This is a genomic window from Paraglaciecola sp., from assembly GCF_051252315.1.
GTDB lineage: Bacteria > Pseudomonadota > Gammaproteobacteria > Enterobacterales > Alteromonadaceae > Paraglaciecola.
The window spans coordinates 1-11,700 of the sequence record NZ_JBPOFP010000130.1 but is presented as its reverse complement, the minus strand read 5'-3'; the positions used below and the strand labels follow the sequence as shown (position 1 = coordinate 11,700).

Below are 11,700 nucleotides of genomic sequence, written 5' to 3'. Positions count from 1 at the left end.
ATTCAAGTACATCCCGAATATAACTATAAAGTTATTCGGCAGTTTGCGGTAATGACCGTAGTTTGGGGCATTGTAGGTATGTTAGTTGGGGTGTTAATAGCAGCTCAATTATATTGGCCCGCATTGAACTTTGACACACCTTGGTTAACCTTTTCAAGGTTACGCCCCCTTCACACCAATGCTGTTATTTTTGCGTTCGGTGGATGTGCGTTATTTGCTACATCGTTATATGTAGTTCAACGAACATGTCATGTAAGGCTCTACAGCGATAAGCTAGCAGCATTTACCTTCTGGGGATGGCAATTGGTTATTGTGTTAGCTGCAATCACTCTTCCATTAGGATTAACCAGTTCAAAAGAATATGCTGAACTTGAGTGGCCAATTGATATATTAATCACCATAGTATGGTTGTCTTATATCATTAACTTCTTTGCCACCATGATCATTAGAAAAGTTTCTCACATATATGTGGCGAACTGGTTCTTCGGTGCATTTATGATCACGGTTGCTGTATTGCATATTGCTAATAGCATGGCGATACCTGTTTCTTTAACGAAATCCTATTCTATATATTCTGGTGCCGTAGATGCCATGATCCAATGGTGGTATGGGCACAACGCCGTAGGCTTTTTCTTAACAGCTGGATTTTTAGGTATGATGTATTACTTCGTGCCTAAACAAGCTGGACGCCCAGTATTTTCTTATAGACTATCAGTTGTTCATTTTTGGGCCTTGATATCTCTATATATTTGGGCTGGACCACATCACCTTCATTACACTGCCCTTCCAGATTGGACTCAATCATTAGGCATGGTTATGTCAATTATTCTATTTGTTCCGTCTTGGGGTGGAATGATAAACGGTATTATGACCTTGTCTGGGGCTTGGCATAAATTGCGTACTGACCCTGTTCTGCGTTTCTTAGTTGTTTCTTTATCATTTTATGGAATGTCTACATTTGAAGGCCCTATGATGGCCATCAAAACAGTAAACGCCCTTTCACATTATACTGACTGGACAATCGGACACGTTCATTCAGGTGCGTTAGGTTGGGTTGCCATGGTATCTATTGGTTCAATTTACCATTTGATCCCTGTGTTATTTGATAAACCTAAAATGTACAGCTTAAAGTTAGTTAATGTACATTTCTGGTTAGCAACCATTGGTGTAGTACTTTACATAGTCGCGATGTGGATTTCTGGTGTACTTCAGGGGTTGATGTGGAGTGCAATTAATGCGGACGGAACGTTAACTTACAGTTTTGTTGAGTCGTTAGAAGCATCTATGCCATTTTACTTAGTTCGGTTTATAGGTGGAGTATTCGTTGTATTAGGTATGTTTATCATGGCCTACAACGTTTATAAAACAATTAAAGGCGATACGCTAAAAGAGCCAGCTTTTGAAGCTGAAGCAGCATAAGGAGGTCAGACTATGAAAAATGTACATGAGTTAATAGAAAAAAACGTAGGTCTAATGACAGTACTTATTATTGTTGCTATCAGTTTAGGTGGAATGGCTCAAATAACCCCACTAATGTTTCAACAGCAAACCATGGCACCAGTAGATGGACTGAAACCATATACAGCGTTGCAGATGGAAGGTAGAGATATTTTCATCCGTGAAGGCTGTGTGGGTTGTCACAGTCAAATGATTCGCCCATTTAGAGCGGAAACAGAAAGATATGGTCACTACTCAGTAGCGGGTGAATCTGTATGGGAACATCCATTCCTATGGGGTTCAAAACGAACAGGGCCTGATCTAGCTCGTGTTGGTGGTCGTTATAGCGATGATTGGCATAGAGTTCATTTGATTAATCCTAGAGATGTTGTTCCAGAATCTAATATGCCTGGTTTCCCTTGGTTAATGGAAAACACCCTAGATGGCGAATTAACAGCTAAAAAACTTTCAGTGTTTAGAGACTTTGGTGTGCCTTACACCGATGAAGATATCGCTGGAGCAAAAGACGCAGTAAAAGGTAAAACTGAAATGGTTGCCTTAATTGCTTATTTACAATCACTTGGTACGGCATTGAAATAATATGGATTACGCAACTAGCGGTAGCATTTATACAGTCGTTGTATTTGTAAGTTTTATTGGAATTGTTTGGTGGGCTTTCAGTAACAAATCTAAAGCAAACTTTGATGAAGCAGAAAGGCTTATTTTTGACGATGAACCTGAGAATAGCAAGCGGGAGTCTAAGGTAGATGAGTAGTTTTTGGAGCATATGGATTTCAGTTATTACACTGGGATCAATTTTAGGTTGTTATTTATTATTGCGTTGGTGTTTAGCGAATAAAACTGGTGTTGATGAAGGCGACGATATGCATCATGAATTTGATGGTATCATTGAAATTAATAATCAACTTCCTAAATGGTGGACGATGTTATTTTACATCTGCATCGTGTGGGGTTTGGTTTATTTAGTTTTATACCCTGGTTTAGGTAATTTTAAAGGTGTGTTGAACTGGCAAAGTTCTAACCAAGACATTCGTTCTTTGGCAGAATCAAAAGCAGCGGTTGAAGCACTTAAAACAAATGGCGTTGTCAGTCAATATGACCGTGAAATTGATGCTGCAAATGAAGCATTTGCGCCAATTTTTGATGCCTACTATGAAAAATCAATACCTGAATTAGCCAAAGATTCTGGTGCCTTAAAAGTAGGCCAAAGGTTATTTGCTCAAAACTGTTCTCAGTGTCATGGGTCTGATGCAGGTGGGCAGCGAGGCTTTCCTAGCTTGACTGATAACGATTGGTTGTACGGCGGTTCTCCTGAAAAAATAAAGGAAACTCTGCTACACGGCCGAAAAGCTATGATGCCTGCTTGGGGTGATGTTCTAGGAGCTAAAGGTGTTGAAGAAGTTGTTGCTTATACACTTAGTCTAAGCAATAGACCTGACCTAGATCAAAACATGGTTGCTGCTGGTAAAGAAAAGTTTAGTAACTGTGTTGCTTGTCATGGCGTTGATGGTAAGGGTAATCAAGCCTTTGGTGCACCCAATTTGACAGACCAAATATGGTTATACGGTGCAACTGATAAATCTGTAATTGAAACACTCACCCACGGACGTAATGGTGTCATGCCGCCATTCAAAGACACCCTAGGTGAAAAGAAAGTACATTTAGTTGCTTCATACGTTTACAGTTTATCGCAAGGTAAATAAGTAACTAGCTTTTTAATAAAAGCCCCGCTAACGTGGGGCTTTTTTATATTTGTATTCATTCAAGAGTTAATTTCATGCAATCCAAAGAATCCCAACCCTGGTATAAACAATTCTGGCCTTGGTTTTTAATCATAGTACCAGCAACATCTATGGTACTTAGCTTTACAATGATGCACCTGGCGTTTACCAATGAAGATAGCATGGTAATTGACGATTATTATAAAGAAGGCAAAGGCATCAATGTAAAGTTGCAAGCTATTGAAAATGCAAAAAATCTTAACATTGTTATCCAAGCTACAGTGACTGAAGAAAATATAGAGCTGGTATTTGTGTCGGGGGAACCGGCAGAAGGAGAAGCACTCACTTTAGACTTTTACCATTCTACGCAAGACCACAAAGACTTCACCACCACATTATTTAAAGATGCTAATGGCACCTATAGAGCCCTTAATGGCCGACCTACAGATGGAAAGTGGCGGATAAGCGTACACCCGTTTGACAATGCTTGGAAAGTTCAACAAGTTGTTACCCTACCCCAACAATCATCTTTCGAGTTAACACCCTAAGGCCTTATGCAAAACGTCTGTTTTCATTGTGGCTTACACAATAACTCACAACATACTTTCCAAACAGAGGTGTCAGGCAAGCAAGCATATTTTTGCTGCCTGGGTTGTTTAGCTGTGGCACAAGCCATTGTCGATAATGGATTGGAAAATTACTACAGTTTTAGAAATGAATTTGCTGAAAAAGCGGATACCGAAACAGATTCTATTTTGGAACAACTTGCTGTATTTGATGATGAAAGCATTTTACAGGAATTTGTTGAAATAGATGATGAACACAGTGAGATCCAACTCACTATTTCTGGAATTAACTGCGCAGCCTGTGGATGGTTAATAGAAAAACAATTAGCCAAGGTACAAGGGATTGGCAGAATAGGCGTGAACGTCGCAGCTAGGCGAGCCACCGTCAGTTGGTTAAATAGTGAAATAAAACTGAGTCAAATTCTGAGCAAGATAGAAGAAATTGGTTATCACGCAAAACCTTTTCATCCTGAGCAACATGAACAAACTTATCGCATAGAGAACAAGAATTTTTTAAAACGTTTAGGGCTAGCTGGCTTAATGACCATGCAAGTCATGATGTTAAACCTAGGTGTGTTTTTTGATTTGTTTGGACACTTAGATGCTCAGACTAAACAATATTTTAATTGGGTAAGCCTTTTACTGACCTCTCCTATCATCTTTTATTCAGCCTCTGAGTTTTTTAATGGCGCTTCTAGAGCATTAAAAACAAAGTCGGTGAATATGGATGTACCTATTTGTATTGCCCTAACCCTTATTTACATAACTAGTTTACTCGCGACGGTGCAAAACTCGGGGCAAACCTATTTTGAATCCTTATGCATGTTTGTTTTCTTGTTGCTTATTAGCCGTTATTTAGAACATAACGCCAGATATAAAGCCTCACAACTTTCAGCTAATATGCTTGAGTATATGCCGACAACAGCAAATTTAATGGTTGATGGAAAAGTAACCTCCGTTTTAGCCAAATCATTACAAATAGATCAATTAGTATTGGTCAAAGCCGGAGACTTAATACCAATCGACGGCACTATTATTAAAGGTAATGGTCAGTTAGACGAAGCCATGCTAACCGGTGAATTTGACCTAGTGAATAAAGAAATTGGAGACCCTGTTTTTGCCGGTACCGTAAACCAACTAGGCACACTAACAGTTCGCGTTGACAAGATATTGAAAAGCTCAATAGTCAATCAAATTTCTAAACTACAAACCCAAGCTCTAGCAAATAAACCCCAAATAGCCGGTATTGCCGATAAGTTTTCTCAATATTTTGTCGTAAGTGTTTTGCTTATTTCATTGGTTACTTACTTTGTTTGGTTAAATATTGACGACACTCAAGCCTTATGGATTACAGTTTCAGTTTTAATTGCTACCTGCCCTTGTGCATTGGGACTCGCCACTCCCAGTGCTTTATCTTGCGCTGTTGCTAACTTAAATAATAAAGGTGTGTTATTAAAAAGAGCAGATGCATTAGAACAAATAACACAAGTAAATTGGATTGGATTAGACAAAACTGGCACATTAACAAATGGTCGATTTGCTATAGCTTCGTGCCAGAACATATCGACTCAGTCTGACCAACAAATTTTGGAGCTTGCTGGTAGCCTAGAACAACTCTCTTCTCACCCAATAGCCAAAGCTTTTTCAGTTCCAACAGAAATACATCAAGTATTAGAATTTTCATCAGTCATTGGATTAGGCCTGAAGGGAACAATAGAAAATATAAACTACAAGTTAGGCTCGGCCAAATTCATGGACTTTGAAATTCCAGATGACTTACGCAAGTGTAATGTTTTTATACAGTCTCAAAGTGAGTTATTAGCAGGGTTTGTTGTCAAAGATACGATTAGAGAAACCAGCCAGCGTTTTATTAGTGGAATGAAGGATAATACAGTTTCTTTAATTAGTGGTGATGGCCCAATAATGGTTGCCGAGGTAGCAAAGCAGCTCAACATTGAAAATCATTACAGTGACCAAACTCCTGAACAAAAACTTAATTTGATTCAAAATGCACAATCAGAAAACAAAACAGTGTTAATGATTGGAGATGGCATAAATGATGGGCCCGTACTCGCACAAGCAGATGTGTCAATAACACTAGGAGCAGGCTCAGACCTCGCTAAATCTTCTTCAGATATTATTCTATTAGACAATGCACTGGACAAGGTAAACCTTGTTTTTAATATTGCTAAACGCTGTAAATCAAAAATAATCCAAAATATTAGTTGGGCTATCGCTTATAACCTCATAGTGCTACCTTTAGCATTTACTGGACATTTGACTCCATGGTTAGCTGTCATCGGCATGTCGCTTAGTTCCTTAATCGTAGTGGTGAACTCCATTCGGTTACTAAAATAATCAGGAAATTTAATTGAATATCATTTACGTATTAATACCCCTAGCCATTCTATTAGTGGTAATTGCCGTATGTGTGTTTTTTTGGGCGGTAAAATCAGATCAATTTGAAGACTTAGAGCGTCAAGGAAGCAGCATTTTATTTGATGATGATTTAGCTAAAAAGCCTACTGAAAAACCTAATAAACCAAACAATGATGCTTGATGTAAACTTTATCTCTGCCTTGTTAATTGGCCTAGCAGGTGGTGTTCATTGCGTTGGCATGTGTGGAGGAATTGTTGGTGCTTTTAGTTTTAGCATACCTAAGTCAGCCAATATACTCCCCTATACCTTGGCTTATAATTTTGGCCGAATATTTAGTTATGCCATTGCAGGCTGTGTTACAGGTTCATTAGGAAAAATTTTTTCTAATCAAGTCCACCAAGGTTTAATCATCCTACAATTATTAAGCGCCTTATTTTTAGCCCTACTCGCTCTTTATATTAGCGGTTGGTGGAATGGGTTAACCAGAATAGAAAAAATAGGCCATATCATATGGAAAAAGATTCAACCCTGGTCTAAAAAGTTCATCCCTTTTAAGTCCCCTTTGTATGCCCTGCCTTATGGCGTCATTTGGGGATGGCTCCCATGTGGTTTAGTGTATTCAATCCTCACTTGGTCTTTGGCTAGCGGCTCGAGTATTCAAGGGGCGATTATCATGTTGGGTTTTGGCCTAGGGACACTACCTATTATGATTTTAACGGCATTAGGATTTACTAAAATTCAGGCTACCATTCAGCAAGCCGGCGTAAGGAATATAATAAGTTTATTATTATTATTATTTGCTGGTTTTCAGCTTTTCAAAACAATGCAATTATCTATTCATTAGCAAGTGGCAGTTTTACAAATAGTTTCATAAGCTTAAAGTATATTTTGGTGTTTTAATGAGTTAACAGGAAAGATTATGAACTATCAAAAAATACTGGCTGTTATTGACCCAGAAACAGACCAACAAAAATCACTTTCTCGAGCGGTTGAGATTGCTCACATTAACAGAGCCAACGTCACCGCGATGTTAACCATTTACGACCTTTCTTATGAAATGACCAGCATGTTGTCGTCTGATGAAAGAGAAAACATGCGCCAAGCCGTAATTGAGGATAGAACGGATTGGTTGGTAAATCTGATTGAAGATCAATTTGCCAACGTCACTATCACCATCGACGTAAAAGTGGTTTGGCATAACCGCCCTTATGAGAGCATCATTTATGAGGTATTGGACCAAGGATTTGATTTAATTGTTAAGGGAACCAAACAACATGACAATTTAAAGTCAATCATATTCACTCCCACTGACTGGCATTTAATGCGTAAAGCGCCAATCCCTGTTTTATTAGTTAAAGATCATGCATGGCCTAGACATGGCGAGATAATAGCTGCAGTTAATGTTGGTGTTGATATGGAGGAGCATGTTTCACTTAACCACTTAATTACTAAACAAGCATTACATTTTGCTCATTTGTTGAGCTCTAACGTTCACTTAGTCAACTCCTATCCAGGTACACCAGCAAACATTGTCATTGAAATCCCCGAGTTTAACCCAGCGTCCTATGACGAAGCCTCTAAAGCTCATCATTTAGAAACCATGAATGAACATGCCCAACGTCACAATATAGACAAAAACAACTGCCACGTAGAAATTGGTCTCCCTGAAGACGTAATTCCTAAATACGCAGAGGAGTTAGATGCAGAACTGGTAGTTTTAGGCACTATTGGTAGAAGTGGAATTTCAGCGGCTCTAATTGGAAATACCGCTGAACATGTTATCGACAAATTAAACTGCGATGTTTTAGCTATCAAGCCACAAGGTTTTGATTGCCCGATTAAAGTTTAAGGCCTGAATTGAGTGATTTTTTATAGGCTAATACCGCAGGTATTAAGGCCAAACAAATAGCAGCAATGAGTGCCATTAAACCCACTCTAATTAAAGAATAAAAATCTATCAATGGATTGACATATAAACCATAGTGAGCCACTAAAATAGGCTCAACAATCAATAATACTAAGGATACAAAGAGTCCACCAAATAGTGTCCCAACTAGGGTCAAAACGACCACTTCAACTTCGAGCAACCAAACAATTATTAAGGGTTTCGCCCCTAACGCCCTTAATACCGTCACTTCTCTTTCTCTTTGCTGCATTGAGGCCATTAACATAATGACCATACAAATAAGTGCCGTCACTAATACAAGTATCGATATTAACGTTAATACATTTTCGATAACCGATACTATTTTCCACAACTCCCGTAGCGCTAATCCAGGCAATATTGCAGTTAGAGGCTCAGCCGTAAATTGATTAATGCTTCTTTGCAAGGTTAAAACAGAAATTTTGTTATTTACCCCCAATAAAAATGCACTAATATTTATTTTTTCATCACCCTCTATAGACGTTAAACGTTCATGTTCGTGCTCATGCTCATGCTCATGTGTATCGGTACTCTGAACTTGTGCATGAATAGTATTAATGCTTTGAATAGGAATATAGATAGATTGATCTATTTGTGTGCCTGTTGGTTGCAATACACCTGAAATGATAAAAGGATGATTGTCATGATGTTTAAAACTTACATTTCCCTGGCCATGGGCTAATACAATTTCACGACTGATGTCGTAGTTAAGGCGTTTAGCAACTTCTGAACCGATTACCAACTCAAATTTACTGTTAAACACGTTTCCCTTCGAAAACGTTAACGAGCGCTTGTTGCCATATTTAAAATGCTTAAAGTAATCTAAAGTCGTGCCTATGACAGGATACCCCTGATGAGAATCTCCAAAGGCTAATGGAACGGCCCAATTTACCCGTTTATCCGACTTAATATGATTAAAGCTTTGCCAAGTGATATTGTCAGCGGCCTGGCCTAAACCAAAAGCGGAATAAAGAAGTAAATTCAGTTGACTAGTTCTACTACCAACAATTAAATCAACACCAGATACTGAACGTTGGAAATTATCTTTTACTTGAACTCTTAAATGTTCAACAGTGATAAATAAGGAAACACTAATCGCAATACAAAGCGCGGTCAAAAACGCCATATGCCGTCTACACCACAAGCTTGCTAATACCAGCCTAAACATCATAACGAGTCTCCTGCTTGGCCTGGATCTCAGATAGAGCCAGCTGACTATCAAAATGTGAAGCAATGCCTTTATCATGACTAACAAACACAAGTGTACTGTTAGTTGAACAGTCTAATAGCAATTGGATAAACTTGTTCCTAGACTCAGTGTCTAGAGCCGATGTAGGCTCGTCTGCGATGATAAGTGAAGGTTGTGTATACAATGCTCTAGCCACAGCCAATCGTTGTTGTTGCCCAACACTGAGCTGATTAGCCTTACTTTTAAGAATACTAGAACTGAGTTCCAACTTTTCACAAATAGAAGACAATAAACTAGGGTTGTCCTCTTGTGACGCAGATTTAAACTGATTGGCCAACAATATGTTTTGCAAACCTGTTAAATAAGGCAATAAATTGAACTGCTGAAAAATAACGCCAATGTGATTAGCTCTAAAGGTATCTCTTTGACCTCCACTTAAATGGGCTAAATCTTGCCCCATTACTTCAATCTTCCCAGAGTAACGGTTCTCGATACCACACAATAAATTAAGTAAGGTCGACTTCCCTTCTCCCGAGCGACCGTATATAAAGATCTTTTGGCCCGATTTAACCTGCCAATTTTTGATGTTAATTTGTGGTTTAGTTTGTTGAGGCCAGCTGAATTTAACGTCAGTTAAGCGAATAGCGTCACCCATATAAAATGTATATTCCTAAGTGTTTCAGTACGTATACCAATTATTGATCAACTTCAGGTATAATTGCGTAACACTACGCTTGTGACAAGCGTTTTAACCAATTAATAAAAGTTTCCGAAATGAGTCAAACAACACCTTCAAATAAAAGTCCAAAGAACATTCTTCAAAAACTACAAAAACGCATCCGCCATAACACTGGCAAAGCCATTGCTGATTTTAATATGATTGAAGACGGTGACAAAGTCATGGTGTGTTTGTCTGGAGGGAAAGACAGTTACACTATGTTAGATGTGCTACTACATATGCAAAGAGTTGCTCCTATCAACTTTGACATAGTGGCAGTAAACTTAGATCAAAAACAACCAGGCTTTCCTGAGCATATTTTACCGGCTTATTTAGAAGATCTAGGGGTTGATTTTGAAATAGTCGAAGAAGACACCTACTCAATCGTCACTGATAAAATAGAGCCTGGCAAAACAACTTGCTCGCTTTGTTCTCGATTACGACGAGGGATCTTGTACAAAACCGCCACAAGATTGGGAGCAACTAAGATTGCCTTAGGCCATCATAGAGACGACATGTTAGAAACCCTATTTTTGAACATGTTCCATGGTGGTAAACTAAAATCTATGCCGCCAAAACTAGTCAGTGACGACGGTAAACAAATGGTTATTCGCCCCCTTGCCTACTGCTCTGAAAAAGATATTGCTGAGTATTCAACTCAACTAGAGTTTCCAATCATTCCTTGCAACCTTTGTGGCTCACAAGAAAATCTACAAAGAAAAATGATCAAAGGCATGTTACAAGACTGGGATAAGCGCTACCCGAGTCGCATTGAATCCATGTTTAAAGCCCTACAAAACGTCACACCATCCCATTTGGCTGACAGTTCACTCTACAATTTTAAAGAGTTACAGACCCAAGACAGCCCTTTTAGCGACGGTGACATTGGATTTGACCAGCCCGAGTTTGATCCACTAACATCAGAAAAAAGTGAAGATAAACCATCTAGTATTACTCAGTTTGAGGCAATTGAAGTTAATAATCTTTAACTGTGAATAGGATTAACAAGTAACTAGAAAAAACACTAATGATTCACGTATACATTTTTCAAGAGCATTTGTATTACATATTTCAAGATAATGTGTTACCTAATGACATTGCCTTTAAACTAAAATAAGATGAAATAGCTCATTGATGGAGTCGTGGGTTCGCGATAATAACTAATCTACTGCATGGAATGTACTCTTGCACGTCCATGTGCAATCCCCTTCGGGCGCTTTCAGCGGTAGTAATTGTTCCAGACAATTGCTCACTCATATCGTCCCTGATATTCGCCCTTCGGGCAGCCTTCGGCCGTGCTAATCGTTCCCTACTATTAGTCGAACCGCGGGGCTTCTCATCACGACGCTATTCCGCGTAAATGAAAAAGGCCCAACGAACAACATTGAATAAATGATTTATTCAATGTTTAGTGAGCGGCTGTTTGAAAGGTGCCTAGTCACTGTACGGGATTGCAAAATACGTCCTATATTTTGTCGCTTCGCGACCAGCCTTCGGCTGTCCAAAAGTTTTCCAGAAACTTTTATCACTCATATCGTCCTTGATATTCGCCCTTCGGGCGCCAGAGGCGGTGCAAAATGTTCCAGACATTTTGTCGAACCGCAGGGCTTCTCACCCTCGCTATTGGATACTTCAATATATTTTAGGCAATAAAAAACCCGCAACAAGTGCGGGTTTCTCATAATATGGCGGATAGCGAGGGATTCGAACCCCCGGTACGTTTGACCGTACGTCTGATTTCAAG

Annotated in this window: 12 protein-coding genes; 10 read left to right on the top strand and 2 right to left on the bottom strand. The window is 39.0% G+C overall.

The features are described 5' to 3' along the window. The 9 genes from ccoN to uspE all read left to right on the top strand — a co-directional run bounded on the left by ccoN (position 1) and on the right by uspE (position 7,974). Positions 1 to 1,419, top strand: a complete 1,419-nt coding sequence (gene ccoN, locus ACSHXM_RS18600) for a cytochrome-c oxidase, cbb3-type subunit I (RefSeq protein ID WP_435691297.1) — start codon at positions 1 to 3, stop codon at positions 1,417 to 1,419. A gap of 12 nt (positions 1,420 to 1,431) precedes the next feature. Then, on the top strand, positions 1,432 to 2,037 hold the full coding sequence (gene ccoO, locus ACSHXM_RS18595) for a cytochrome-c oxidase, cbb3-type subunit II (RefSeq protein WP_435691295.1): 606 nt from the start codon (positions 1,432 to 1,434) through the stop codon (positions 2,035 to 2,037). Position 2,038: 1 nt separating this feature from the next. Continuing rightward, on the top strand, positions 2,039 to 2,212 hold the full coding sequence (locus ACSHXM_RS18590) for a cbb3-type cytochrome oxidase subunit 3 (RefSeq protein ID WP_435691293.1): 174 nt from the start codon (positions 2,039 to 2,041) through the stop codon (positions 2,210 to 2,212). Then, positions 2,205 to 3,161 carry a cytochrome-c oxidase, cbb3-type subunit III gene (gene ccoP, locus ACSHXM_RS18585; RefSeq protein ID WP_435691291.1) on the top strand — a complete coding sequence of 319 codons (957 nt, stop codon included), beginning with the start codon at positions 2,205 to 2,207 and terminating at the stop codon, positions 3,159 to 3,161. Before ACSHXM_RS18590 ends, ccoP begins: the two co-directional genes overlap by 8 nt. A gap of 74 nt (positions 3,162 to 3,235) precedes the next feature. Then, complete coding sequence (locus tag ACSHXM_RS18580; RefSeq protein WP_435691289.1) at positions 3,236 to 3,727, top strand: FixH family protein; 492 nt, start codon at positions 3,236 to 3,238, stop codon at positions 3,725 to 3,727. Positions 3,728 to 3,733: 6 nt separating this feature from the next. Beyond that, positions 3,734 to 6,103, top strand: a complete 2,370-nt coding sequence (locus ACSHXM_RS18575; RefSeq protein ID WP_435691287.1) for a heavy metal translocating P-type ATPase — start codon at positions 3,734 to 3,736, stop codon at positions 6,101 to 6,103. Positions 6,104 to 6,116: 13 nt separating this feature from the next. Next, the gene (gene ccoS / locus ACSHXM_RS18570) at positions 6,117 to 6,305 is read left to right on the top strand and encodes a cbb3-type cytochrome oxidase assembly protein CcoS (RefSeq protein ID WP_435691285.1); all 189 of its coding nucleotides are present in this window, start codon (positions 6,117 to 6,119) and stop codon (positions 6,303 to 6,305) included. Then, a complete protein-coding gene (locus ACSHXM_RS18565) occupies positions 6,298 to 6,969 on the top strand; it encodes a sulfite exporter TauE/SafE family protein (protein WP_435691299.1) in 672 nt (223 codons plus the stop codon). The genes ccoS and ACSHXM_RS18565 overlap by 8 nt, the downstream gene beginning before the upstream one ends. A 75-nt stretch (positions 6,970 to 7,044) precedes the next feature. Then, positions 7,045 to 7,974 carry a universal stress protein UspE gene (gene uspE, locus ACSHXM_RS18560; protein WP_435691283.1) on the top strand — a complete coding sequence of 310 codons (930 nt, stop codon included), beginning with the start codon at positions 7,045 to 7,047 and terminating at the stop codon, positions 7,972 to 7,974. Here the strand turns inward: uspE and ACSHXM_RS18555 are convergent. Continuing rightward, positions 7,964 to 9,175, bottom strand: a complete 1,212-nt coding sequence (locus tag ACSHXM_RS18555; protein WP_435691281.1) for an ABC transporter permease — start codon at positions 9,173 to 9,175, stop codon at positions 7,964 to 7,966. The genes uspE and ACSHXM_RS18555 overlap by 11 nt on opposite strands. 34 nt (positions 9,176 to 9,209) lie before the next feature. Then, positions 9,210 to 9,893 (bottom strand): ABC transporter ATP-binding protein, encoded by a 684-nt coding sequence (locus ACSHXM_RS18550; protein WP_435691279.1) that lies wholly within the window; start codon positions 9,891 to 9,893, stop codon positions 9,210 to 9,212. Positions 9,894 to 10,012: 119 nt separating this feature from the next. Between ACSHXM_RS18550 and ttcA the strand changes: the two genes are divergently transcribed. Beyond that, complete coding sequence (gene ttcA, locus ACSHXM_RS18545) at positions 10,013 to 10,945, top strand: tRNA 2-thiocytidine(32) synthetase TtcA (RefSeq protein WP_435691277.1); 933 nt, start codon at positions 10,013 to 10,015, stop codon at positions 10,943 to 10,945. Positions 10,946 to 11,700 lie beyond the last annotated feature (755 nt).

Excerpts from the sequence above, each read along its gene's own strand:
- uspE (WP_435691283.1), top strand. The coding sequence starts at position 7,045 with ATGAACTATCAAAAAATACTGGCTGTTATTGACCCAGAAACAGACCAA.
- ACSHXM_RS18555 (WP_435691281.1), bottom strand. The coding sequence starts at position 9,175 with ATGGCGTTTTTGACCGCGCTTTGTATTGCGATTAGTGTTTCCTTATTT.
- ACSHXM_RS18575 (WP_435691287.1), top strand. The coding sequence starts at position 3,734 with ATGCAAAACGTCTGTTTTCATTGTGGCTTACACAATAACTCACAACAT.
- ACSHXM_RS18580 (WP_435691289.1), top strand. The coding sequence starts at position 3,236 with ATGCAATCCAAAGAATCCCAACCCTGGTATAAACAATTCTGGCCTTGG.
- ccoO (WP_435691295.1), top strand. The coding sequence starts at position 1,432 with ATGAAAAATGTACATGAGTTAATAGAAAAAAACGTAGGTCTAATGACA.
- ccoP (WP_435691291.1), top strand. The coding sequence starts at position 2,205 with ATGAGTAGTTTTTGGAGCATATGGATTTCAGTTATTACACTGGGATCA.
- ttcA (WP_435691277.1), top strand. The coding sequence starts at position 10,013 with ATGAGTCAAACAACACCTTCAAATAAAAGTCCAAAGAACATTCTTCAA.
- ACSHXM_RS18565 (WP_435691299.1), top strand. The coding sequence starts at position 6,298 with ATGCTTGATGTAAACTTTATCTCTGCCTTGTTAATTGGCCTAGCAGGT.
- ACSHXM_RS18590 (WP_435691293.1), top strand. The coding sequence starts at position 2,039 with ATGGATTACGCAACTAGCGGTAGCATTTATACAGTCGTTGTATTTGTA.
- ACSHXM_RS18550 (WP_435691279.1), bottom strand. The coding sequence starts at position 9,893 with ATGGGTGACGCTATTCGCTTAACTGACGTTAAATTCAGCTGGCCTCAA.